Annotated in this window: 27 protein-coding genes and 1 pseudogene; 16 read left to right on the top strand and 12 right to left on the bottom strand. The window is 69.6% G+C overall.

Annotated elements, in window-relative coordinates:
• The first annotated feature begins 125 nt into the window (after nt 1–125).
• Entirely contained in the window at nt 126–1220 is a 1095-nt protein-coding gene (locus FKR81_RS30640) for a TolB family protein (RefSeq protein ID WP_186763258.1), read from the top strand.
• Here FKR81_RS30640 and FKR81_RS30635 read toward each other — a convergent pair.
• Together FKR81_RS30635 and FKR81_RS30630 are read right to left on the bottom strand one after the other, a co-directional pair.
• Nucleotides 1214–1555, bottom strand: a complete 342-nt coding sequence (locus FKR81_RS30635; RefSeq protein ID WP_146357156.1) for an MmcQ/YjbR family DNA-binding protein — start codon at nt 1553–1555, stop codon at nt 1214–1216. The genes FKR81_RS30640 and FKR81_RS30635 overlap by 7 nt on opposite strands.
• Nucleotides 1552–2268, bottom strand: coding sequence for a class I SAM-dependent methyltransferase (locus tag FKR81_RS30630; protein ID WP_146357154.1), 717 nt, complete (start codon nt 2266–2268; stop codon nt 1552–1554). Before FKR81_RS30630 ends, FKR81_RS30635 begins: the two co-directional genes overlap by 4 nt.
• Nucleotides 2269–2330: 62 nt before the next feature.
• On the opposite strand from FKR81_RS30630, the gene FKR81_RS30625 reads away from it, so the two are divergent.
• From FKR81_RS30625 to FKR81_RS30615, 3 genes are all read left to right on the top strand, one after another.
• Entirely contained in the window at nt 2331–2876 is a 546-nt protein-coding gene (locus FKR81_RS30625) for an RNA polymerase sigma factor (protein ID WP_235921856.1), read from the top strand.
• Nucleotides 2873–3634, top strand: a complete 762-nt coding sequence (locus tag FKR81_RS30620) for a hypothetical protein (protein WP_146357152.1) — start codon at nt 2873–2875, stop codon at nt 3632–3634. The genes FKR81_RS30625 and FKR81_RS30620 overlap by 4 nt, the downstream gene beginning before the upstream one ends.
• 258 nt (nt 3635–3892) lie before the next feature.
• On the top strand, nt 3893–4888 hold the full coding sequence (locus FKR81_RS30615; protein ID WP_146357150.1) for a beta-ketoacyl-ACP synthase III: 996 nt from the start codon (nt 3893–3895) through the stop codon (nt 4886–4888).
• A gap of 8 nt (nt 4889–4896) precedes the next feature.
• Here FKR81_RS30615 and FKR81_RS30610 read toward each other — a convergent pair whose 3' ends face one another.
• Complete coding sequence (locus FKR81_RS30610) at nt 4897–5256, bottom strand: nuclear transport factor 2 family protein (RefSeq protein WP_146357148.1); 360 nt, start codon at nt 5254–5256, stop codon at nt 4897–4899.
• Nucleotides 5257–5285: 29 nt separating this feature from the next.
• On the opposite strand from FKR81_RS30610, the pseudogene FKR81_RS30605 reads away from it, so the two are divergent.
• A pseudogene (locus FKR81_RS30605) lies at nt 5286–6224 on the top strand (RNA polymerase subunit sigma-70); the annotation flags it as partial.
• Here the strand turns inward: FKR81_RS30605 and FKR81_RS30600 are convergent.
• From FKR81_RS30600 to FKR81_RS30580, 5 genes are all read right to left on the bottom strand, one after another.
• The gene (locus FKR81_RS30600; RefSeq protein WP_146357144.1) at nt 6185–6739 is read right to left on the bottom strand and encodes a M23 family metallopeptidase; all 555 of its coding nucleotides are present in this window, start codon (nt 6737–6739) and stop codon (nt 6185–6187) included. The pseudogene FKR81_RS30605 and the gene FKR81_RS30600 sit on opposite strands and share 40 nt — an antisense overlap.
• 120 nt (nt 6740–6859) lie before the next feature.
• A complete protein-coding gene (locus FKR81_RS30595; protein WP_146357142.1) occupies nt 6860–7807 on the bottom strand; it encodes a hypothetical protein in 948 nt (315 codons plus the stop codon).
• Between the two features lie 144 nt (nt 7808–7951).
• Nucleotides 7952–8314 (bottom strand): YciI family protein, encoded by a 363-nt coding sequence (locus FKR81_RS30590; protein WP_146357140.1) that lies wholly within the window; start codon nt 8312–8314, stop codon nt 7952–7954.
• A gap of 159 nt (nt 8315–8473) precedes the next feature.
• Nucleotides 8474–9085, bottom strand: a complete 612-nt coding sequence (locus FKR81_RS30585; protein ID WP_146357138.1) for a hypothetical protein — start codon at nt 9083–9085, stop codon at nt 8474–8476.
• On the bottom strand, nt 9075–9854 hold the full coding sequence (locus FKR81_RS30580; protein WP_146357136.1) for a class I SAM-dependent methyltransferase: 780 nt from the start codon (nt 9852–9854) through the stop codon (nt 9075–9077). The genes FKR81_RS30585 and FKR81_RS30580 overlap by 11 nt, the downstream gene beginning before the upstream one ends.
• Before the next feature lie 52 nt (nt 9855–9906).
• On the opposite strand from FKR81_RS30580, the gene FKR81_RS30575 reads away from it, so the two are divergent.
• Nucleotides 9907–10494 (top strand): TetR/AcrR family transcriptional regulator, encoded by a 588-nt coding sequence (locus FKR81_RS30575; protein WP_146357134.1) that lies wholly within the window; start codon nt 9907–9909, stop codon nt 10492–10494.
• 3 nt (nt 10495–10497) lie between these two features.
• Here FKR81_RS30575 and FKR81_RS30570 read toward each other — a convergent pair whose 3' ends face one another.
• Nucleotides 10498–11235, bottom strand: a complete 738-nt coding sequence (locus FKR81_RS30570) for an SDR family NAD(P)-dependent oxidoreductase (RefSeq protein ID WP_146357132.1) — start codon at nt 11233–11235, stop codon at nt 10498–10500.
• 77 nt (nt 11236–11312) lie between these two features.
• On the opposite strand from FKR81_RS30570, the gene FKR81_RS30565 reads away from it, so the two are divergent.
• Nucleotides 11313–11882: a TetR/AcrR family transcriptional regulator gene (locus FKR81_RS30565; RefSeq protein WP_146357130.1), complete on the top strand. Its 570-nt coding sequence runs from the start codon at nt 11313–11315 to the stop codon at nt 11880–11882.
• Here FKR81_RS30565 and ilvD read toward each other — a convergent pair.
• Nucleotides 11879–13576: a dihydroxy-acid dehydratase gene (ilvD, locus tag FKR81_RS30560; protein ID WP_146357128.1), complete on the bottom strand. Its 1698-nt coding sequence runs from the start codon at nt 13574–13576 to the stop codon at nt 11879–11881. The genes FKR81_RS30565 and ilvD overlap by 4 nt on opposite strands.
• 308 nt (nt 13577–13884) lie before the next feature.
• On the opposite strand from ilvD, the gene FKR81_RS43845 reads away from it, so the two are divergent.
• Nucleotides 13885–14043 (top strand): hypothetical protein, encoded by a 159-nt coding sequence (locus tag FKR81_RS43845; protein ID WP_186763257.1) that lies wholly within the window; start codon nt 13885–13887, stop codon nt 14041–14043.
• Between the two features lie 45 nt (nt 14044–14088).
• On the opposite strand, the gene FKR81_RS30555 is transcribed toward FKR81_RS43845, so the two are convergent.
• Nucleotides 14089–15075 carry an acyl-CoA desaturase gene (locus FKR81_RS30555; RefSeq protein ID WP_146357126.1) on the bottom strand — a complete coding sequence of 329 codons (987 nt, stop codon included), beginning with the start codon at nt 15073–15075 and terminating at the stop codon, nt 14089–14091.
• Between the two features lie 193 nt (nt 15076–15268).
• Between FKR81_RS30555 and FKR81_RS30550 the strand changes: the two genes are divergently transcribed.
• From FKR81_RS30550 to FKR81_RS43835, 6 genes are read left to right on the top strand one after another with little or no spacing between them, the layout of a single operon-like run.
• Entirely contained in the window at nt 15269–15817 is a 549-nt protein-coding gene (locus tag FKR81_RS30550; protein WP_235921854.1) for a general stress protein, read from the top strand.
• A gap of 38 nt (nt 15818–15855) precedes the next feature.
• Nucleotides 15856–16410: a DUF5994 family protein gene (locus FKR81_RS30545; RefSeq protein ID WP_328593170.1), complete on the top strand. Its 555-nt coding sequence runs from the start codon at nt 15856–15858 to the stop codon at nt 16408–16410.
• 5 nt (nt 16411–16415) lie between these two features.
• Nucleotides 16416–16571, top strand: coding sequence for a DUF6307 family protein (locus tag FKR81_RS43840; protein ID WP_186763256.1), 156 nt, complete (start codon nt 16416–16418; stop codon nt 16569–16571).
• Nucleotides 16568–17395: a transglutaminase-like domain-containing protein gene (locus FKR81_RS30540; protein WP_222598455.1), complete on the top strand. Its 828-nt coding sequence runs from the start codon at nt 16568–16570 to the stop codon at nt 17393–17395. Before FKR81_RS43840 ends, FKR81_RS30540 begins: the two co-directional genes overlap by 4 nt.
• A 20-nt stretch (nt 17396–17415) precedes the next feature.
• The gene (locus FKR81_RS30535) at nt 17416–18552 is read left to right on the top strand and encodes a N(5)-(carboxyethyl)ornithine synthase (RefSeq protein WP_146357120.1); all 1137 of its coding nucleotides are present in this window, start codon (nt 17416–17418) and stop codon (nt 18550–18552) included.
• Nucleotides 18539–18700 (top strand): RGCVC family protein, encoded by a 162-nt coding sequence (locus FKR81_RS43835; protein WP_186763255.1) that lies wholly within the window; start codon nt 18539–18541, stop codon nt 18698–18700. Before FKR81_RS30535 ends, FKR81_RS43835 begins: the two co-directional genes overlap by 14 nt.
• Nucleotides 18701–18720: 20 nt before the next feature.
• Here FKR81_RS43835 and FKR81_RS30530 read toward each other — a convergent pair whose 3' ends face one another.
• Nucleotides 18721–19101, bottom strand: coding sequence for a PPOX class F420-dependent oxidoreductase (locus tag FKR81_RS30530; protein ID WP_146357118.1), 381 nt, complete (start codon nt 19099–19101; stop codon nt 18721–18723).
• 187 nt (nt 19102–19288) lie between these two features.
• Here FKR81_RS30530 and FKR81_RS30525 point away from each other — a divergent pair, with 187 nt between their 5' ends.
• Together FKR81_RS30525 and katG are read left to right on the top strand one after the other, a co-directional pair.
• Nucleotides 19289–19720: a Fur family transcriptional regulator gene (locus FKR81_RS30525; protein WP_146357116.1), complete on the top strand. Its 432-nt coding sequence runs from the start codon at nt 19289–19291 to the stop codon at nt 19718–19720.
• Between the two features lie 16 nt (nt 19721–19736).
• The gene (katG, locus tag FKR81_RS30520; protein ID WP_146357114.1) at nt 19737–21956 is read left to right on the top strand and encodes a catalase/peroxidase HPI; all 2220 of its coding nucleotides are present in this window, start codon (nt 19737–19739) and stop codon (nt 21954–21956) included.
• The last annotated feature ends 37 nt before the right edge of the window (nt 21957–21993 follow it).

The raw sequence follows: 21993 nt of genomic DNA, 5'->3' as shown, positions 1-21993 counted from the left end.
TAATACGAGTGATCCTCGTTGACCGCGACCGAAGAGCACTTCCAGGATGGGCCTATCCAACGAGAGGTGGAATCGTGGCCAGGTTGTTGGCGGCATTAGCCCTGATGGCCCTTTTCGCTGTTCCGGTGAGTGCCGCAGCTGACGAAATAGCAGTGGTCAGCAAGGCGAGTGACGGCCATTCGCGCCAACCGTCCGTCAGCGGTGACGGCAGGTACGTCGCCTTCGAGTCCAGAGCCGGGAACCTCGTTCCGGACGACTACAACGGCGAGTACGACGTGTTCGTCACCGACCGCGTGAAGGGAACGATCACCAGGGTCAGCACGGCAGCGAACGGCGAGGAGGCCGACGAGGCCTCCGAAATGCCCACCATCAGCGCGGACGGCCGCTACGTCGCGTTCGCGTCGGTCGCGACGAACCTCGTGCCCGGCGACACGAACGACGTGCTCGACGTGTTCGTGAAGGACCTCGTCACCGGCGCGGTCGTGCGGGCGAACGTCACCGCGTCCGGCGCGCAGGTCGACAACGTCGGCGACTTCCCGAGGATCAGCGCGGACGGCAGGCACGTCAGCTTCACGTCCTACTCCCCCGACCTGGTACCCGGTGACACCAACAACAACGCGGACGGATTCGTCAAGAATCTGGACACCGGCGAAATTTCGCTCGTCACCACCAATTCCGACGGCAGTCAGTGGCACCATCCGCACAACGCCATCTACCCCATCAGCGCGGACGGTCGTCGCGTCACGTTCCAAAATGCGCGGCGAGAGGTGTTCGTGAAGGACATGAGCACCGGCGCGCTCACCCGGATCGCGACCGCGGCGGAACAACCGTCCATCAGCGCGGACGGCACGAAAGTCGCCTTCTCCAGCAAGGGCGACGTGCACGTCGTGGACCTGACGACCGGCGAACGCACCAGGGTCACCAACGGCGACGGCGGCTCCCGCACGCCGTCGGTCGGCGCGAACCGGGTCGTGTTCGACTCGGCCGCGACGAACCTCGTGCCGGGCGACACGAACGGGCAGATCGACGTGTTCGTCAAGGACCTGGGCACCGGCGCGCTCACCCGCGTGAGCGTGGCCGCGTCCGGTGCGCAGGCGAACTCGTGGGCGAACGAAGCGGCGATCAGCGCGGACGGGCGGGTCGTCGCGTTCACGTCCGACGCGACGAACCTCGTGCCCGGTGACGCGAACAGCAAGACGGACGTGTTCGCGACTCACTGACCCCGGTCGGGCACCTCGGCGAGCAGGGACTCGGGAGCGGACAGCCGCCACGCCTCGAAGACCAGCTCGCCGAGCTCGTCCGCGTCGATGCCGTCGAGGTAGACGACCACCCAGCCGAAGCCGCCCGCGGTGAACTGCTCCTCGAACACCTGCGGGCGTTCGGACACCAGCGCCTGCTGCTCGGACAGCGTCTGCTTCAGCCCGACGGTGCGGGTGCGCGGCCAGTAGTAGCCGAAACGCTTGCCGCGCACGCTGAACGACGAGTAGTCGCGCCCTTCCGAGCGCTCGACGTCCACGAGCGTGTCGACGATGCGGAAGAAACCGTCGGGGGTCATGGGAGGCTCCTGCGGAACAACGCCGTCCAGAGGAACGGTTCGCCGAAGCGGTCCGACTCGGCGGGCTCGTCGCGCATGCGGCGCAGCTCCAGCTCGTCGAGGTGCGCGAAGATCCAGCGCAGCGACTCGGCCGTGTACGCGAGGCCGCCGTCGAGGCTGGGTGCGCGGTAGAAGTCCGCGTCCGGGCGTTCGGAGCCCATCTCACCGGATGCGAAGCAGGCGAGGCCGAAGTGGCCGCCGGGCGCGAGCACGCGGTCGAGCAGCGCGAGGTAGCTGATGCGCCGGTGCGGCGGCAGGTGGTGGAAGCAGCCGGAGTCGTAGACCAGGTCGTACGGGCCGTCGAGGTCGAGCGTGAACACGTCACCGCAGAGGAACCGGACGGCGTCACCGGCTCGCTCACGCGCCCAGTCGATCGCCGCGAGCGACAGGTCGACCGCGTCGACGGTGAAGCCGGCGGCGGCCAGGTGCAGTGCGTTGCGACCCGGTCCGCACCCGATGTCGAGCGCGCGGCCGGGCTCGACCAGCCCCCGGTCGAGGTACGAGACGAGGTTCTCGTCCGGCTTCGCGACGAAGAACGGCACCTCGCGGGAGCGGTCCGCGTAGAAACCGTCCCACCAGGACGATCCCTCGCCGTCCGTCCAGCGATCGGCCCTCGCGAACAGGTCGTCGAGCAGCCTCATCACGTCGTCCACATCGCGCACGTGTCGGTCCACCACGCTCCTTCCCCAGGCCCTCGATCTTAGTCGTGCAACCATCTCGGAGGGGGATGTGTGTGATGGGCATGAGCCTGCCGAGCAGAAGCGACGACGAGCGCTTCCGCGCCTTCGCGGACCACTCGACCCAGCCGCTGACCAGGTTGGCCTACCTGCTGTGCGGGGATCAGCACCTGGCGCACGACCTCGTGCAGACGTGCCTGGTCAGGCTGTACCAGGCGTGGCCGAAGGTCGAGGACCGCGAGTCGGTCGAGCCGTACGCGCGCAAGGTGCTGCTCAGGTGCTGGCTGAACGAGGTGCGCAGACCGTGGCGCCGCTCGGAGACGCGGGACGGGTGCGTGCCGGACCGTCCCGAGGTGGGCGCGGACCCGGCCGACGGCGTCGATCGGTTGCACCACAAGGAGATGCTCAGGACGGCGCTCGCGCGGATACCTCCGCGCCAGCGCGCCGCGGTGGTGCTGCGCTACTGGTCGCAGTACTCGGTCACCGAGACCGCCGAGATCCTGCGGTGCTCGGAGGGAACCGTGAAGAGCCAGACCGCCCGCGGCCTCGCCGCGCTCCGCGCAGCCATGACCCCGCTCGCCGCCACCGAGGAGTCGACCCCGTGATGGACCCTCAGCACCTGACGCACGGCCTGCAGCAGCTGGCCGACGAGGTCGAGCCGCGGCCGGTCGACGTCACCGCGGTGATCGCCATCGCCAAGGCCCGCACCAAAGCGCGCCGCAGCACCGCGGCGGCCGGACTCGGCACGGTCGCGATCGTCGGCGCGATGGCGGCGGTCATGAGCACCGTCGCACCGAGCCAGCCGCCACCACCGGCCACCAGCAGCTCCGCCTCGTCGACGCCGGCACAGCCACCGGCCCCCGGACCCGACGACCGCTCCAGGAAGCTGGACGAGCAGTTCGCGACCGCGCACCTCATCCCGTCCCAGTACACCGTCGAGCCGAATCCCCAGCACGGCCCGGTGGCGCTCGTGTTCAGCGGCTCGCAGGGGCCCAAGGAGAAGAACTACACCGCGGGGGCGTTGCTCAAGAACGCTCAGGGCCAGGCGACGATCCAGGTGTGGGTGCTCAAGAACCCGCCGGGAACGCCGCTGGGGCACTACCACGGCCAGGTCTTCGGTCCCTGCCAGGACGGCGACAAGAACTGCGTGCGGCACACCCTGCCGGACGGCACCGTCGCGACCACCCAGGTCAACGCGCGGCCACCGGCGATCACGCTGAGCAGCACGCTGACCGCGCAGCGGCCGGACGGGACCTACATCCAGGTGATCACCAACGTGCGCGACGGCGATCCGCCGGACATGCCGGTTCCCCCGCTCACCGCGGAGGAGCTCATCGCGTTCGCGACCGCGTTCACGTACTAGGGCTGATGCCATGTGGGGAGCTACTCAGGAGTAGCGCGAACTTCAACGGAAATTCCGCCGAGATGTGGGGAATTTCCTACTGCACAAACAGGTGAACTCTGCCGACGATGTGCCGTCACGGCATGGACTAGTAGTTTCCTTCGCGTCTTGATTCGGTGTCACGCGGTACGGTTCCAGGGCCCCTTCTCCTCGAGAGAAACTTGAGAAAGAGGCCCCGCGTTGATCGACGTCAACTTGTCCGAATCCAGTCCTGTCCCTGTGCTGCAAGGACTCGCCGGGTGCGTGCCACCGAGAGTGGTCGCGAACGACGAGCTGCCCGCGCACTGGGAGACCGACGACGCCTGGGTGCGCCGCCGGACCGGAATCGGTACCCGGCACTGGGTCGACGAGGGCACCTCCACCGGCGACCTCGCACTCGAGGCGGCTGAAGGCGCACTGAAGTCGGCCGGCACGTCGCAAGTGGACATGGTCCTGGTGGCGACGTCCACGCCGGACCACCCGATGCCCGCGATGGCACCGGTGCTGGCCTCCAAGCTCGGGCTCGGCACCGTGGCCGCGTTCGACGTTTCGGCTGTGTGCAGCGGTTTCGTCTACGCGCTCGCCACCGCGTCCGGCATGATCGCCGCCGGGCTGGCCAGTCGCATTCTGCTCGTCGCCGCCGACGTGTACTCGACGCTGCTCGCACCGGACGACCGCAGCGCGGGCGTCGTGTTCGGCGACGGCGCGGGCGCGATGGTGCTGCGCGCGGGCAAGCGCGGTGAACCGGGCAGCGTCCTCGCGTTCGACCTCGGCAGCGACGGCGAAGGCCACGACCTGATCATCGTGCCCGCCGGCGGTGCGCGTGACCGCGCGGAACCCAGCCGGTACGCGCCGGAGGACAAGCACTTCCAGATGGTCGGCCGCGACGTCTACCAGCACGCGGTGAGCCGGATGTCCGAGTCGGCGCTCGCGGTGCTGAAGAACGTCGGCTGGACGACCGACGAGGTCGACCGCGTCGTGGCGCACCAGGCGAACGCCCGGATCCTCAACGCCGTCGGCACCAAGCTGTCCATTCCGAACGACCGGGTCGTCAGCAACATCAGCAGGGTCGGCAACACCGGCGCCGCGTCGATCCCGCTCGCGCTCTCGGATGCCGTGGACCGCAACGAGATCAACGCGGGCGACAAGGTGCTGCTGACCGCGTTCGGCGGCGGCTTCACCTGGGGTTCCGCGGCCATGCTGTGGCCGGAGATCTCCACCGGGAAGTCCAATTAAGACGGTGCTCACGCCTTCCTGGCCGCTTCGAACGGAAGCCGGTCGAACACGATCCGCATGCGGGTGATCAGTCCGTTGTGGATGGTGAGGTGCTCGGCGCCCGGCGCGTCCGGGACCACGACGGTCTCCGTGCGGTACATCAGCACCGCGGTCTCCTCGTCGCCGAACGCGGCGACCAGCTCGGACGCGGTGAGCATCCGCTCGAAGGGACCCATGAAGGCGCGGAACGCCTGCGCGCCCTCCAGCCGTCCGGCCGGCGCGTCGACGACGATGTCCGGCGCGACGTAGGTCATGGCCAGCTCGAAGTCGTGGCCGGTCCACGCGCGGTGGTAGGCCAGTGCGGTGACGAGTGCGGTTCGGTCAGTCATGCTTGTTCTGACACCGCGGGCCCGCGAAACGGAACGGTCGGAGGAGGACGGTCTTGGTCGACCTCGAGCCGTACCGCCGCGAGCTGCTGCTGCACTGCTACCGGATGCTCGGGTCGCTGACCGACGCCGAGGACGCGTTGCAGGAGACGATGGTCGCCGCCTGGCGCGGGCTCGAGGGGTTCGAGGGCCGGTCGTCGCTGCGCACGTGGCTGTACCGCATCGCGACCAACCAGTGCCTGAACGCCCGGCGGCGCAGGCCGCCCGAGCCGGTGCCGCCGTTCACGCCGCCCGAGCCGACCCGGCGCGGCGAGGTGACCTGGCTGCAGCCCTACCCGGACGCGCTGCTCGACGTCGCCGACAGCGAGCCAGGTCCTGAGGCCCGCTACCACGCACGTGAGGCGGTCGAGCTGGCGTTCGTCGTCGCGCTGCAACACCTGCCACCGCGCCAGACCGCGACGCTGGTGCTGCGCGACGTGCTCGGCTTCTCCGCCACCGAGGTCGCCGCGATGCTGGACACCGGCGAGACCGCGGTGAAGGGCATGCTGCAGCGCGCCCGCGCCACGCTCGGCTCACCGAGGGAACCCCGGCGCAGCTCGCCTGCCGAGGAGGAGGTGACCCGGCGGTTCGCCGAGTCGTTCACCGCGGGCGACGTCGACGGCGTGGTCGCGCTGCTCACCGACGACGCGTGGCTCGCCATGCCGCCCGCGCCGCACGAGTACGTCGGCCCGGCGGCGATCGCGGAGTTCCTGCGCGTCAGCACGGCATGGCGCGGGGAGCGCCCCCTCGTGCTCACGCCCACCCGCGCCAACACCCAGCCCGCCTTCGCGTGCCGGATCGACGGCAACCCCGCCGGGTTGCTCGTCCTCACCGTCACGGGTGACCGCGTCAGCGCGATCACCCGCTTCCTCGACGGCCCGCTGACCCTCCCTCAGCAGTTGCGACTGGTCAGCGTGCGCTCGCCGAAGTAGTAGACGGGCTGGCCGTGGAAGATCGCCCGCACGTCGTTGCCGTTCTGCCGCTGCTCGTAGTGCAGGTGCGAGGTGGGCTGCTGGCCGCTCTTGCCGACCCGACCGATGCGCTGCCCGCGCACGACCCGCTGGCCGGTGCGCACCGCGGCGTCCTCGAGGTGCGCGTACAGCGTCGTCCAGCCACCACCGTGGTTGATCACGACGTACGTGCCGTAGCCGTGGCCCGTCCGGTGGTAGACCGTCGCCGTGCCCGCCCAGCTCGCGTTGACCGGCTTGTAGCGGTCCGCGTCGCCGCCGCCGACGTTGAAGTCGATGGCCAGCTGCGGGTCGTGGTTGGTGCGGGTGCCCGCGCGCCACGCCTGGTTGCACGGGAACGGCATCTCGAACGCGGGCCTCGCGGCAGCCGACACGTCGTCCGAAGTGGACGGTTCGGCGGTGGCCGACGTGGCCAGCATCAGCGGTGACAGGGCGGCGGCGCACACGGACGCCACGACCGCACGGCGGTTGATCCTCATTTTTCCCCTCGTCTCAACGGTTCCGAAGAACTGCTGAACCGAGGCTGTCAGCGGGCTCCCCTCGGTCACAACAAGGGAAAACCCTTGCCGGGGTTGGTCCCCCGGCAAGGGTTCGGCCGGTCAGCGGCAGTGGAAGACCACCGCACGGGACACGCCCGCGATCACGTTCTCGCCGAACGCGATGCCGTTCTCGGTGATCCCGCCCGCGTAGCCGTCGATGAACTGCACCGAGCCACCGCTCCAGATCGCCCAGCCCGACTTCCCGCCCGGCTCCTGGTACGAGCCCGCGACCACGCCGCTCCCGTTGATCCCCTCCGCGAGGCGGCCGCCCGGCAGGACGCGCGTGACGACGCCGTCGAGGTTCCACTCGACGAGCTCTTCACGGCCGGCACGGGTCTGCCCGATGACGCGGCCGTTCGCGTACTTCCGCGGCTTGGCGTCACGACGCTGCTTGATGGTGCGCGTCGAACCGTCGGGGGACCAGATCAGCCCCTGGTCCGTGACGACGCGACCCGCGTCGTCGAGACCGATCGGCTGGCCCGCGCCGATGATCACGGAGGGCTGCCCGGCGCGCCACAGGATCGTCGACGTGACGCCCCTGCTGTCGAGCAGCCAGCCCGCGATGTCACCGGCCTCGTTGATGTCGGTCGCGATGCCGTCGAGCCCGGCGGGCACCGGGAGCCACTCGTAGTGACCGTCGCGGTACCGGTACGGCCGTGACAGGCCGTTGTCGTTGTCGTAGGTGTAGCCGGCCACGACGCCGGAGTTGTTCACGTCGTTCGGTCCGTTGTCGACGGTGTCGCCCCAGCCACCGTTCGGCATCTCCACCAGGGTGGACCCGAACCACAGCAGGCCGCGGAGCCGGGTCTCCAACGTGCCGTCCTCGGTGCCGTCACCGACCGCGACGGACCCGTCCGGGGACATCCCGACGACCCGCTCGCGCTTGATGCCGTCGTGCATGGGCAAAGCGGTGGGTGTCCACACGCAACCGGAGGGCGCGGCCTGCGCCGTGACGGGGAGGGTGGCGAGCACCAGGGCGACCGCTGCCGTGGCGACGGGGAAACGCATGGAAGCTCCTTCGCATTGATCTTGTCCGTACTGGGGGTCGCCACACCCCAGCACTTCGTTAGCGAAGAATCCTCATATTCACCGCGGTTGGTCCGCCCAGCGGAACCAGGCCGGTCCGCTGGGCGGACCGACCCCCGTCCGGTGTCAGGAGGGCAGGTCCTCGAACTCGACGACCTGGCGCACCTCGACCTCGATCTCGTCGAACAGCTCGGCGTACAGTTTGGCGAACTCGACGGCCGCGGCCTTGTCCTCGGCGTTGATCAACGCGAAGCCGCCGATGACCTCCTTGGCCTCGGTGAACGGCCCGTCCGTCGAGGTGATCCCGCTGCCGCGGGCCTTGCGCACCTTCGCCCCCTTCTCGGACGGGTGGACACCTTCGCCGGTGATCAGGATGCCCTTGTCGATCGAGTCCTGGATGAAGGCGCCCATCTTCTCGATGAACTCCTGGCTCGGGTTCCACGCCTCGGGGAGGCGCTCGTCGAGCCGGTGCATCAGCAGAAACCGCATTGCCGCTCCTAGTGGTACCTGGCTGGGGTCCGGCCACTCCGGACGCCTGTGATCAGCCGTTGCTTCCGCGTCGAACGAGGGCACAGCGCTTTCGACATTCTGCACAAAAATTCTTGGCACCCGGTCCGCCATGATCGAAACGACCGCTCTCAACAGGCCTCACAGCCCGAACGCTCGCGCCACCCGCTCGGCGAGCTCCTCTTCGCCCAGCTCCACCTCGATGGCGGGCAGTCCGAGGCGCGCGGTCTCCTCAGCCAGCCGATCGGTGAACATCCGGTCGCGTTCGAGCAGGTTGTCCCGTGCCCGTGCGGGATCGCTCGTCCTGCCGGGGATGTGCCAGCCGCGCCGGTCGAACGCGGCCACCCGGAACTCGGGCGTCGGCAACAGCCACACCGCGTTGCGCGGCTCGGCGAGCAGCGGTTTCACCAGGTGCGGCAACAACCTGAAGCCCTCGACGACCACGCGGGTTCCGGCGGGCAGCCGCAGCAGGTCGTCGACGATCAGGCCGAAGCACTCGCCGCGGAACCAGTGGAACGTCTCGAGCATGACCTCCGGCGACCGCCGCACCCACCGCTCGTCCATGTCCATGGCCATGAACTCGTTCAGGAACGGCGCGTCCCCCGGTGTGCTGCGGCGCGCGTGGTCGGCCATCGCGTGGTCGGTCGAGTACACGCGCAGCCCGTGCCGCGCGGCGAGCTGCCGGGCGACGGTCGACTTGCCCCCGCCGCTGCCGCCGCCGATCCAGTAGACGTGCCGCAGCTCAGCCCGCACGACGCTCCGCGGTGACCAGCACGGTCGTGTACTCGGCGGTGAAGCCGTCCCCGACCGCGTCCCCGAGCCCGGCCAGCAGCTCGGCGAGCCGCGCGGGCGGCAGCTGCGAGTAGCCACCCTGCGTGGGCAGCACGTCCAGCCATTCGTCCTTCGTGTACTCGCAGGTCCACTCGAAGCGCCACCGCTCGGGCTCGTCGAACGCACCCCGAAGCCCGTCGGCGGCCCGGTCGCACAACATCGAGTACCCGTCGAGCGCGGGCCTGGTCGCCATCTCGGCCAGCGGACCGGGCATCACCCGGCGGTGGACCTCGGCGCACGCGTCCACCAGGTCGGGCGGCAGCTGGAAGACGTTCCAGAACAAGGCGATCTGGCCGCCGGGCCGCAGCACCTCGGCCGCCTTGGCCGCACCGGCGACGGGGTCGACCCAGTGCCAGGCCTGCCCGGACACGACGAGGTCGAACACGCGCGTCGTCTGCCACGTCTCGAACGCGGCCACCTCGACGTCGATCCCGCCGCGGCGGGCGAACTCGGCCATCCGCGCGTCGGGGTCGACACCGAGCACCCGGCACCCGGCGGCCTGGAACTGCCGCGCGGCGATGCCGGTGCCGACCCCGACGTCGAGCACGTCGCGTCCGGGGCTGACCGCGATGATCGCGTCGACCATCGCGGCCGGGTAGCGGGGACGGGACCGGTCGTAGCGCTCGGGATCCGCGCCGAACGACTCGGCAGCGGCCCGCAGGTCGTGGGGCTCGGACGGTACTGTGGGCATGCGCCCACTATGAGTGGGCACATGCCCACTCGTCAACAGGAAGGCTGGTTCAGTGCCGACAGGGGTGGCCATTCGCGACGTGCGCGAGCAGCTGTTCGACGCCGCCGAGCGCATCCTGGTCCGCTCCGGCCCGAGCGCGCTGACCAGCCGCGCGGTCACCGCGGAGGCGGGCTGCGCCAAGGGCGTGCTGCACCGGCACTTCGCGGACTTCGACGCGTTCCTCGCCGAGCTCGTGCAGGACCGCATCGCCCGGTTCGACGCGCGGGCCGAGACCCTGCGGGCGGCCGCGGGCACCGGCACCGTCGCGGGCAACCTCACCGATGCCCTGACGGCGCTGTTCGAGTCGGTCGCCGTGGCCATCGTCAGCCTCGTGATCTTCCGCGACGACCTGCGCGCCCGCCTCCGCCAGACCGGGTCGAAGGGCGTCCCTTTGCTGGCCGAGGCGGCAGGCGCGATCGCCGGCTACCTCACCGCCGAACGCGAGCTCGGCCGCCTGAAGGCGGACGCCGACATCACCACCCTCGCGCCGACGCTGATCGGCGCCGCCCACATGCTGTTCGCCGGCGGGGAGGCCGTCGCACCGGACGCCGTCGGCAAGGTCGTGACCGCGGTGATCGCCGGCGCCGTCACTCCAGGGTGATCGTCAGACCTGCGCGAAGCCGCCGTCGACGAACAGTTCGACACCGTTGACGAAGCCCGAGTCGTTCGACGCGAGAAACACCGCGGCACCGGCGATCTCGGCGGGATCGGCGACGCGGCCCAGCGGCACCCGCGCCGCGAACGCGTCGACGAGCGCCTGCTCCTGCCCCGGCTCCGCGAGTCCGCGCATGCCGGGGGTGTCGGTCGGTCCGGGGCTGAGCACGTTGACGCGCACGTCGCGCCCCTTGAGATCGAGCACCCAGCCGCGCGCGAGGTTGCGCACCGCCGCCTTGCTCGCCGCGTAGACGCTGATGCCCGCCTCGGCCTTGATCGAGGTGGTCGAGCCGGTGAGGATCACCGACGCCCCGTCCGCGAGCAGCGGCAACGCCTTCTGCACGGTGAACAGCACGCCCTTGACGTTGGTGCCGAACGTCGAGTCGAACTCCTCCTCCGTGATGGAACCGAGCACGTTCGCGACGCCGCCGCCCGCGTTCGCGACGAGCACGTCGATCCGGCCTTCTTCTTCCTGAACGCTCCGGTAGAGCGCGTCCAGGTCGCCGAGATCGGACGAGTCGGCGTGCACGCCCCGCACGCCACGCCCGATGGCCTCGACGGCGGCGTCCAGCTCGGGCTTGCGGCGGCCGGTGATGACGACGCGCGCACCTTCGGCGACGAACCGGGCCGCGATGGCCCGGCCGATGCCGGTGCTCCCACCGGTCACGACGGCGACTTTGCCCTGCATGGCGACTCCCACTGTTATGGACGGATTGGTCCATAACCTAGGCAGTTCTGGACCGTTTCGTCAACTATGCTGATGGCATGGCGAGGCCGAGGAAGTTCGACGAGGTGACGGTTCTCCGCGCGGTGCGCGACCAGTTCTGGTCGACCGGCTACGCGGGCACGAGCGTGGACGACGTCCTCGCGGCCACCGGACTCGGCAAGGGCAGCCTCTACGGCGCGTTCGGCGACAAGCACCAGCTGTTCGTGCGGGTGTTCGACGGCTACTGCACCGAGGTGGTGGACCAGGTGCGCAAGTCGTTGGAAGGCCCCGATTCCACGGCTTTCGAGCGGCTGCGGGCACACGTCGTCGCGGTGGCCGCGGGCAGCGACCTCCGCGGGTGCCTGCTCGCCAAGGGCACCACCGAACTGGCCGGCCAGGACGCCGACGTGACGACCCGCGCGCGGCGGGCGTTCGAGGAACTGGAGGACCTGCTCACCAGGTGCGTGACGCAGGCACAGCGGCACGGCGACATCGCGCCGGACGCCGACCCGCGCGCGCTCGCCGGCCTGCTGCTGGCCGTCCTGCGCGGCATCGAGGCGCTCGGCAAGGCCGGGAAGACCTCACTGCACGAGATCGCCGAGACCGCTCTGGCCGTGCTCCCCCGTTAGCCGCAGACGGCGCCACCGGAAGCCGAGCCGACGAGCTTGGCGTACTTGGCCAGCACACCGCGCGGGTAGCGCGGCGGCAGCGGTTCCCAGCCGTCGCGACGGGCCGCCATCTCGGCGTCGTCGACCGCGACGTCCAGCGTGCCGGAAGCGACGTTCAGCGTGATCGGGTCGCCGTCGCGGACGAACGCGATGGGCCCGCCGTCCGCCGCCTCCGGCGCGACGTGGCCGACGCACAAACCCGTGGTGCCACCGGAGAACCGGCCGTCGGTGAGCAGCAGGACGTCCTTGCCCAGTCCCGCACCCTTGATCGCCGCGGTGATGGCGAGCATCTCGCGCATCCCCGGCCCGCCCTTGGGCCCCTCGTAGCGGATGACCACGACGTCGCCCGCGGTGATCGTGCCGTCCTCCAGCGCGTCCATCGCGGCGCGCTCGCGGTCGAACACCCTGGCGGTGCCGGTGAACACGTCCGAGTCGAACCCGGCGGACTTCACCACCGCACCCTCCGGAGCCAGCGAGCCGCGCAGGATCGTGATGCCACCGGTGCGGTGGATCGGCTTCTCCATGGCCCGCAGCACCGTGCCGTCCAGGTCAGGCGGCGCGATGTCGGCGAGGTTCTCCGCGATCGTGCGCCCGGTGACGGTCAGGCAGTCGCCGTGGAGCAAGCCCGCGTCCAGCAACGCTTTCATCACCACGGGCACGCCACCGATGCGGTCGACGTCGGTCATCACGTGCCGCCCGAACGGCTTCACGTCCGCCAGGTGCGGCACCTTCGCGCCGATGCGGGTGAAGTCGTCCAGACTGAGCTCGACCTCCGCCTCGTGCGCGATGGCCAGCAGGTGCAGCACGGCGTTCGTCGAGCCGCCGAACGCCATCACGACGGCGATCGCGTTCTCGAACGCCTCGCGCGTCATGACCTGCCGCGCGGTGATCCCCTTGCGCAGCATCTCGACCACGGCCTGCCCGGACTTCCGCGCGAACCCGTCACGCCGCCGGTCCGTCGCGGGCGGGGCCGCGCTGCCGGGCAGCGACATCCCGAGCGCCTCGGCCGCACTGGCCATCGTGTTCGCGGTGTACATGCCGCCGCACGCGCCCTCACCGGGACAGATCGCCCGCTCGATCAGGTCGACGTCCGCCCGGCTCATCAACCCCCTCGAGCACGCCCCGACGGCCTCGAACGCGTCGATGATCGTCACCTCGCGCTCACTGCCGTCCGACAGCGTGACCCGGCCGGGCAGGATCGACCCCGCGTAGAGGAACACGCTGGCCAGGTCGAGCCGCGCCGCGGCCATCAGCATCCCCGGCAACGACTTGTCGCAGCCCGCGAGCAGCACCGAGCCGTCCAGCCGCTCGGCCTGCATCACCGTCTCCACGCTGTCCGCGATCACCTCCCGCGACACCAGCGAGAAGTGCATGCCCTCGTGCCCCATCGAGATGCCGTCGGACACCGAGATCGTGCCGAACTCCAGCGGATACCCGCCCGCCGCGTGCACCCCGTCCTTGCTCGCCTTCGCGAGCCGGTCCAGCGACAGGTTGCACGGCGTGATCTCGTTCCACGACGACGCGACGCCGATCTGCGGCTTCACCCAGTCGTCGTCGCCCATGCCGACGGCCCGCAGCATCCCGCGCGCGGCGGTGCGCTCCAGTCCGTCGGTGACGTCGCGGCTGCGCGGCTTGATGTCCGGGTTCTCGCTCATGCCCCGAACCTAGTGGCCCGGCCCGGCGATTTCTCGCTGGACCGCCCGTACTTTGCAGCTGCCGTCCACGCACTGCCTGGTGCCCTGGTTCCGGAAGGTGGTGACCTCGGACACCTCCACCTCGTGGAACGACAGCGCCGTTTCGGACATCTGCGGGGTTGACCGGTGTCGACCACCGGACAGGTGTACCGTCAGCAGCATCAGGGGTCGACTCGAACGAGCGCCCCGCACCCCCGCGCCGTGCAGCCGTTCCGGCTCCAGCACCACCAGCCCTGTGCACGCATCGGACGCGGAGAAAGTCGGAAAACATGAACGACACGAACGCACGCCCGGTGGACGGGCTGTTCAGCCACCCGGACGCGACCCAGCCGGTCGCGACCTCCAGCGCGCCCAACGACAACAAGCCCACGCACGTGGACCTGTTCCTCGAGCCGGCGGACATGCCGGAGGAACCGAAGTCCGCCTGACCTCGGTCAGACCACTGTGGACACTCGGGCCGGCGTGAGCGGCTGTCATCTCGTTCTTCGCTGAGGAACGCCCGCGGTGAAGATTCGGGCCATGCGCTCCGGGTCGGTCCAGCGCACGTCGGACACCCAGCCGAGCTTCTCGAAGATCCAGATCACCCTGGCGGAGATGTCGATCTGACCGCGCAGCACGCCGTGCCGCGCGCACGTCGGGTCGGCGTGGTGCGAGTTGTGCCAGGACTCCCCCGCCGACAGGATCGCCAGCGGCCAGAAGTTCGCGGCCTTGTCACGCGAGGCGAACGGCCGGTCGCCGATCATGTGGCAGATCGAGTTGATCGACCACGTCACGTGGTGCAGGAACGACACCCGCACGAGACCCGCCCAGAAGAACGCGGTCAGCGCGCCCCACCAGGACCAGGTGATCAGCCCGCCCAGCAGGGTGGGCAGCCCGATGGTCAGCACCACCCACAGCGGGAACAGCCGGTCGATGATCCGCAGGTCGCGGTCGGCCAGCATGTCCGGGGCGAACCGCTCGTTGTTGGTGCTGACGCGTTCGAACAGCCAGCCCATGTGGGCGTGCCAGAACCCCTTGGCCAGCGCCACCGGTCCGGTGCCGAACAGCCACGGCGAGTGCGGGTCGCCCTCCCGGTCGGAGAACGCGTGGTGCCTGCGGTGATCGGCGACCCAGTCGATCACCGGTCCCTGTGCGGCGAGGCCGCCCGCCACCGCGAGTGCGATGCGCATGCCGCGCTTGGCCTTGAACGCGCGGTGGGTGAAGTGCCGGTGGTAGCCGACCGTCACCCCGAGGCAGGACACCGCGTAGAAGACGGCGGCCAGCGCGATGTCGGTCCAGCCGAGTCCCCAGCCCCAGGCGATCGGCACCGCCGCGATCAGCGCGGCGAACGGGATGAACACGAAGATCTTGACCAGGATCTGGTCGCGCATGGTCCGGCCGGGCAGGATCAACGGCTTCGGATCGGGGCGAGCTGACGTGGATGCGGGCGCCGCGGCGAGGACCTGATCGGGATGTGCCATGGGGATGCCCCTCGGTCGGAAGCTTCACGCCGGGGTCCAGGGCACTTGCCTGACACCCTACGCGCTCCACCTGGGGACTTTCCAGCCGTCGGGGAACTGAGAATCAGCTGTGCGTATTTCCGGTACGGCATTCGCCAGCCCATTTTTGGGTAAGAAAGAGTAAGAGGGCTTTGCGGCCATGGAAGGACGGAAGATGATGACTGTCGCACACGGCCCGTTGCCAACTGGGATGCCGGACGGCTGGCCGATCGGCTCCTACGACACCTATCTGCAGGCCCAGCAAGCCGTCGACCACCTCGCGAAGAGCGAGTTCCCGGTGAGCGGTCTCGCGATCGTCGGCGTCGAACCGACGCTCGTCGAGCGGGTGTCCGCCAGGCTGACCTGGGGACGCGTGCTGGGCACGTCGGCGGCCTCCGGTGCCTGGATCGGCCTGTTCGTGGGCCTGCTGCTGACCATGATGTCCGCCACGCCGGGCGTGGCGCCGATCGCGATCGGCCTCGGCGCGGGCGTGGCGTTCGCGGTGGTCACGGGTGCCATCCGCTACGCGGCCACCCGAGGGCAGCACGGCTTCGTGTCGCACAGCCAGCTGGTGGCGCGCTACTACGACGTGGTCTGCACGCCGCGCACCGCGCAGCTCGGGCGGGACCTGCTGGCGGCGTTCTCCCTGAAATCCCCCTCAACGACCGAGCGGCACCGGCCGGTCCGGAAAGTGTCCGGCGGCATTCCGGCCGATCATGACTGAATGCGTGTAGGGTTCGGGTTGTCGAGAACATCTCGCAAATGAGCGGTCCCGCTTGTTTCGTACTCGGCAAACCTAAACCGGCCTTTTCTCCGGCCGGGGACGGGAGTCCCGACATGACGTCGGCCCCCAACGTTCCCATCGCCCCTCTGGCCAGTACGGCCAACGAGCAGCCTCGGCACTCGCTGCGATTGCGGCTGCGACCGAAGGCGCCCACCACGGGGCATGTTGATGGCGCCTGGTGGCCACGTTCACGGGACCTCGTTGCCGAGCTGCCCGCGTTGCTAGCGGTGCTGGCAGTTCGGCTGGGGGACGTCATGCGGGTGAGCTACAACCTCACCGAGTGGAACTCCGCACCCCGCCGCATGGCCGACGACGGCCGCCAGACCCGGCTCGACGGGTTCATCTCACGGCCCGCGCACACCGTGGACCTGGTGGCAGGCAACAGACATCGCCTCACGCTGCTCGTCGTGCCGTCGGACACCGATCCGTCGGCCGCACACCAGACCATGATGCGCGCCTCGGGCCGCGACAACACCGAGACCATTGACGACCTGCTCACCGCTGATGGCCGAATCCCCGAACAGGGCAGGTAAATCTCATGACGACATCGACCTATGTGTCCTCGTACGAGCGCAGGCTCAAGCTGGTCCAGGAAGCGGTGACCGCGCACTCCGGGCTCGGCAAGAAGGAAGCGCGGGCGCTCGCCGTGCACGTGCTGGGCTCGCTGGACCACATTCCGGAGCAGGTGCGTTGACCACACGCCTGCTGCGCATCGGCTGCTCCTTCACCTACCTGGCGGAGGTACCGACGGCGACGGTGTTCCAGGTGCGGCCCGTCGAGGGCCAGCACCTGGAGATGACGTGTGAACGGCTGGTGTTCGAGCCGGACGTGCCCATGCGGCACTACCTCGACCTGTACGGCAACCCGTGCACGCGCGTGGTGCTGCCGGCCGGTCCGTCCACAATGCACTACAGCGCCATGGCCGACGTGCCCGACCGCGCCGAGGACGTCGATGACGAGGCACCCGAGATCGTGCCCGCCGACCTCCCGGACGACGTGCTGCTCTACACGCTGGCCAGCCGCTACTGCCTGTCCGACGTGCTCGGCGACGAGGCGTGGTCGCGGTTCGGCTCACACCCGCCCGGTTACCGCCGCGTGCAGCACATCTGCCAGTACGTGCACGACTACCTGAGGTTCAGCTACGGCGGCTCCACCGCGCTGTCCACCTCGGCCGACGTCAACGCGTCGGGCATCGGGGTGTGCCGCGACTTCGCGCACCTGGCGATCTCGTTCTGCCGCGCGCTCAACATCCCCGCCCGCTACGTCTTCGGCTACCTGCCGGACCTCGACGTGCCACCCGACGGCGCGCCGATGGACTTCGCCGCGTGGATGGAGGTCTGGCTGGGTGACCGCTGGTGGACCTTCGACCCGCGCAACAACACACCGCGCAAGGGTCGCGTCGTCATCGGCCGCGGCCGGGACGCCGCCGACGTCGCGATGGCGACCACCTACGGCGGCCCGCGGCTGGAGTCGATGGTCGTGCACGCCGAAGAGGACTTCGCGCCCCAGTGGCGTTGACCCCGAACCGAAGGACGAACGTGGACCAGCTCAGCCTCGGAGTCATCGGACGGTCGCGGAAGGAGAACGAGCTCCGGCTGCCGATCCACCCCCTGCACCTCGACCGGATCGACGCGGACCTCCGTGCGCGCATCTACCTCGAGCGCGGTTACGGGGAGCGCTTCGGCGTCTCCGACCAGCACCTCGCGACGCTCGTCGCGGGGTTGCGCTCGCGTGCGGAGCTCATCGCCGAGTGCGACGTCATCCTGCTGCCCAAGCCGCTGGCCGAGGACGTCGCGGAGCTGCGCGAGGGTCAGGTGCTGTGGGGCTGGCCGCACTGCGTCCAGGACGAGAAGGTCACCCAGCTGGCGATCGAACAGCGGCTGACCCTCATCGCGTTCGAGGCGATGAACCACTGGACCACCGACGGCTCGTTCGGCCTGCACGTGTTCCACAAGAACAACGAGCTCGCCGGCTACTGCTCGGTGCTGCACGCCTTGCAGCTCAGCGGATCCACCGGCGACTACGGCCGGCGGCTGCGCGCCGCGGTGATCGGCTTCGGCGCGACCGCACGAGGTGCCGTGACGGCGCTCAACGCGCACGGCGTGCACGAGGTCAACATCCTCACCAACCGCGGCGTCACCGCGGTCGGCTCGCCGATCCACTCCGCGCGGATGGTCCACTTCACCCACGACGACGGCGACCCGCGGCGCAGTCAAGCGTTCACAGAGGACGGTCGCGTCCCACTCGCCGAGTTCCTCGCCGAGCACGACGTCATCGTCAACTGCGTGCTGCAGGACACCGACGCGCCGCTGACGTTCCTCATCGACGACGATCTGTCCACATTGGCCTCGGGAACGCTCGTCGTCGACGTCTCCTGCGACACCGGTATGGGCTTCGAGTGGGCACGGCCCACCACGTTCACCGAACCGACGTTCGTGGTGGGCGACCACGTTCTGTACTACGGGGTCGACCACAGCCCGTCCTACCTGTGGAACTCGGCGACCTGGGAGATCAGCGAAGCCCTGCTCCCGCACCTGCGCCCGGTGCTCACCGGCGCGTGGGACACCAGCGAGATCATCCGGCGTGCCATCGAGATCCGCGGCGGCACGGTCCAGAACCCGCGCATCCTCTCGTTCCAACACCGCTCACCGGAGTACCCCCATGCACACGTCTGAGTCGCTGTCCGTCGAAGTCGAAGCCGAGGAACAGGTCCTCTGCGCCTCCTGCCCGCACCCGTGGAACGAGCACGACGCGCTCGGCGTGCGGTACTGCACCGCCAGCACGGCCGCGGGAGTGACGCGGGGCTGCATCTGCAGCCGATAACCCAGCGCAACCGGAGTTCGTCACGCAGAGGAGCGGGCCTCCAGGCCGAAGCTGATCACCCGATCGGGGTGGATCCGGATGATCGCGCCGTCGATCGTCGACGCCGAGTCGGACGGCGCGGTGATCGCCTCAGCGGTCCCGCGGATCTCCACGCACCGGACGCGCCACGGCTTGACCGAGGCGATGTCGTCGACCACGAACGCCACGCGGGTGTTGGCCGCCAGGTTGCGGAACTTCCGGCTGGCGGCCATGTTGTAGCCGCCGATGTCGATCGTCTCGGTCGTCGTGTTGTACGTGAACCCGACCGGGTTGACCTGGAGCGTTCCGTCCGGCTGAGCGGTAGCCAGCCTGCCGAGCCGCTGACCGGCCAGGTAGTCGAGTTCGGCATCGGTGAACGCCATGTCGCACCCCTTCATCGAGTCTGCCTCCAGGGTGCAACCTCCACTTAAGTCGAAGTCAAGCTCAAGGCCACCCGAGGTCCACCGGGTGCGGGCCGACCGGGCCAATTGAGGCGCCGCGTGTAGTCGATCGACTACACAACGGCTCAGTAACTTGATTGATTCCAGAAAATGAGCCAGACTTGCTCTCGTGCCCACGGCCTCCGACTTCCAGCGCATGCTGCGTGAAGCGTCACTGCGCGTGACGAGTCCGCGGATAGCAGTGCTGTCCGCGGTGCACGCCCATCCGCACGCCGACACGGACTCGATCCTCGGTGTCGTGCGGGCGGACCTGGGTGCGGTGTCGCACCAGGCCGTCTACGACGTGCTGCGCGCGCTGACCGCGGCGGGACTGCTGCGGCGCATCGAGCCTCAGGGCTCGGTGGCGCGCTACGAGGCGCGAGTCGGGGACAACCACCACCACGTCGTGTGCCGGTCCTGCGGTGTCATCGCCGACGTCGACTGCGCCGTCGGCCTCACGCCCTGCCTGACCGCGTCCGACGACCACGGCTTCACGATCGACGAAGCCGAGGTCATCTACTGGGGCACGTGCCCCGGCTGCACGACAGCAACCAGTCTCTGATCCCGGAAGGATTCCCGTGTCCGACAGTCCTAACGCCGTCGTTGGAGAGATGAACGAGGAAGGCGCCGGTGGGTGCCCGGTCTCCGCGGGGCGCTTCAACCACCCGACCGAGGGTGGCAGCAACCGCGACTGGTGGCCGAACCAGCTCAACCTGAAGATCCTCCGGAAGCACCCCGCCGTGGCCAACCCCATGGGTGGGGACTTCGACTACGCCGCGGAGTTCAACTCACTCGACCTCGACGCCCTGGCCAGGGACGTCGACGAGGTGATGACGACTTCGCAGGAGTGGTGGCCGGCCGACTTCGGCCACTACGGGCCGTTCATGATCCGGATGGCGTGGCACAGCGCGGGCACGTACCGCACCCACGACGGCCGCGGTGGTGCCGGTGCGGGCATGCAGCGCTTCGCGCCGCTCAACAGCTGGCCGGACAACGGAAACCTGGACAAGGCGCGCCGCCTGCTCTGGCCGGTGAAGAAGAAGTACGGCCGCAAGATCTCGTGGGCCGACCTGATGATCTTCGCGGGCAACCGCGCGCTGGAGACCATGGGCTTCAAGACCTTCGGCTTCGCCGGTGGCCGCGCGGACGTGTGGGAGCCGGACGAGGACGTCTACTGGGGCCCGGAGCGCACCTGGCTGGGCGACGAGCGCTACAGCGGTGACCGGGACCTCGAGAACCCGCTGGCCGCTGTCCAGATGGGACTCATCTACGTCAACCCCGAGGGCCCCAACGGCAACCCGGACCCGCTCGCCGCGGCGCGCGACATCCGCGACACGTTCGGCCGCATGGCCATGAACGACGAGGAGACCGTCGCGCTGATCGCCGGCGGCCACACGTTCGGCAAGACGCACGGTGCGGCCGACCCGGACAAGTACGTCAGCGCCGAGCCCGAAGGCGCTCCGCTCGAGGAGCAGGGCTTCGGCTGGGCGAACAGCTTCGGCTCCGGCAAGGGCCGTGACGCGATCACCAGTGGCCTCGAGGTCACCTGGACCTCCACGCCGACCCAGTGGGGCAACAAGTTCTTCGAGAACCTGTTCGCCCACGAGTGGGAGCTCACCAGGAGCCCCGCGGGCGCGCAGCAGTGGAAGCCGAAGAACGACGCGGCGGCCAACACGGTGCCGGACCCCGAGGACGGCACGCTCAACCGCCGCCCGATGATGCTGACGACGGACCTCGCGCTGCGGTTCGACCCGATCTACGAGCCGATCTCGCGCCGTTTCCTGGAGAACCCCGAGGCGTTCGCCGACGCGTTCGCCAGGGCGTGGTTCAAGCTGACGCACCGCGACATGGGCCCGATCCAGCGCTACCTCGGCCCGCAGGTGCCGCAGGAGGAGCTGCTCTGGCAGGACCGCGTCCCCGCCGTCGACCACGAGCTGGTCAACGCGGACGACATCGCGGCGCTCAAGAGCCAGCTCCTCGGCTCCGGCCTGTCGGTCTCCCAGCTCGTCTCCACCGCGTGGGCGTCGGCCTCGACGTTCCGCGGCAGCGACAAGCGCGGCGGCGCGAACGGTGCCCGCATCCGCCTCGAGCCGCAGCGCGGCTGGGAGGTCAACAACCCGGACGAGCTGGCGCAGGTGCTGCGCACCCTGGAGGGCATCCAGGAGTCGTTCAACGCGGGCGGCAAGAAGATCTCGCTCGCCGACCTGATCGTGCTCGGCGGCTGCGCCGCCGTTGAGCAGGCGGCCAAGAACGCCGGCCACGACGTCCAGGTCCCGTTCACGCCGGGCCGCACGGACGCGACGCAGGAGCAGACCGACGCGGAGTCCTTCGCGGCGCTCGAGCCGACCATCGACGGGTTCCGCAACTACCGCGGCAAGGGCCACCGGCTGCCGTCGGAGTTCCTGCTGGTCGACCGCGCGAACCTGCTGACCCTGAGCGCGCCCGAGATGACCGTCCTCGTGGGTGGTCTGCGCGTGCTGGGTGCGAACTACCAGCAGTCCGCGGTGGGCGTCCTCACCTCGGCGCCGGAGACGCTGACCAACGACTTCTTCGCCAACCTGCTCGACATGGGCACGGAGTGGAAGTCGACGTCCGACGAGACCTTCGAGGCACTCGACCGCGCCACCGGCGAGGTCAAGTGGACCGGTAGCCGCGTCGACCTGCTGTTCGGCTCGAACTCCGAGCTGCGCGCCGTCGCCGAGGTCTACGCGAGCGACGACTCGAAGGAGAAGTTCGTGCTGGACTTCATCGCCGCGTGGGACAAGGTCATGAACCTGGACCGGTTCGACATCGCGTGATGCGCTGAGCCAGACCAACATCCCCGGCACCGGTGAC

Source organism: Lentzea tibetensis (genome assembly GCF_007845675.1).
Lineage (GTDB): Bacteria > Actinomycetota > Actinomycetes > Mycobacteriales > Pseudonocardiaceae > Lentzea > Lentzea tibetensis.
Note: the sequence above shows the minus strand (reverse complement) of the source record. Positions and strands in the feature narration are given on the sequence as shown.

Excerpts from the sequence above, each read along its gene's own strand:
- FKR81_RS30550 (WP_235921854.1), top strand. The coding sequence starts at position 15,269 with ATGATGACTGTCGCACACGGCCCGTTGCCAACTGGGATGCCGGACGGC.
- FKR81_RS43840 (WP_186763256.1), top strand. The coding sequence starts at position 16,416 with ATGACGACATCGACCTATGTGTCCTCGTACGAGCGCAGGCTCAAGCTG.
- FKR81_RS30545 (WP_328593170.1), top strand. The coding sequence starts at position 15,856 with ATGAGCGGTCCCGCTTGTTTCGTACTCGGCAAACCTAAACCGGCCTTT.
- FKR81_RS30530 (WP_146357118.1), bottom strand. The coding sequence starts at position 19,101 with ATGGCGTTCACCGATGCCGAACTCGACTACCTGGCCGGTCAGCGGCTC.
- FKR81_RS30570 (WP_146357132.1), bottom strand. The coding sequence starts at position 11,235 with ATGCAGGGCAAAGTCGCCGTCGTGACCGGTGGGAGCACCGGCATCGGC.
- FKR81_RS30610 (WP_146357148.1), bottom strand. The coding sequence starts at position 5,256 with ATGACTGACCGAACCGCACTCGTCACCGCACTGGCCTACCACCGCGCG.
- ilvD (WP_146357128.1), bottom strand. The coding sequence starts at position 13,576 with ATGAGCGAGAACCCGGACATCAAGCCGCGCAGCCGCGACGTCACCGAC.
- FKR81_RS30565 (WP_146357130.1), top strand. The coding sequence starts at position 11,313 with ATGGCGAGGCCGAGGAAGTTCGACGAGGTGACGGTTCTCCGCGCGGTG.
- FKR81_RS30635 (WP_146357156.1), bottom strand. The coding sequence starts at position 1,555 with ATGACCCCCGACGGTTTCTTCCGCATCGTCGACACGCTCGTGGACGTC.
- FKR81_RS30600 (WP_146357144.1), bottom strand. The coding sequence starts at position 6,739 with ATGAGGATCAACCGCCGTGCGGTCGTGGCGTCCGTGTGCGCCGCCGCC.
- FKR81_RS30555 (WP_146357126.1), bottom strand. The coding sequence starts at position 15,075 with ATGGCACATCCCGATCAGGTCCTCGCCGCGGCGCCCGCATCCACGTCA.
- FKR81_RS30625 (WP_235921856.1), top strand. The coding sequence starts at position 2,331 with ATGGGCATGAGCCTGCCGAGCAGAAGCGACGACGAGCGCTTCCGCGCC.
- FKR81_RS43845 (WP_186763257.1), top strand. The coding sequence starts at position 13,885 with ATGAACGACACGAACGCACGCCCGGTGGACGGGCTGTTCAGCCACCCG.
- FKR81_RS30595 (WP_146357142.1), bottom strand. The coding sequence starts at position 7,807 with ATGCGTTTCCCCGTCGCCACGGCAGCGGTCGCCCTGGTGCTCGCCACC.
- FKR81_RS43835 (WP_186763255.1), top strand. The coding sequence starts at position 18,539 with ATGCACACGTCTGAGTCGCTGTCCGTCGAAGTCGAAGCCGAGGAACAG.
- FKR81_RS30580 (WP_146357136.1), bottom strand. The coding sequence starts at position 9,854 with ATGCCCACAGTACCGTCCGAGCCCCACGACCTGCGGGCCGCTGCCGAG.
- FKR81_RS30590 (WP_146357140.1), bottom strand. The coding sequence starts at position 8,314 with ATGCGGTTTCTGCTGATGCACCGGCTCGACGAGCGCCTCCCCGAGGCG.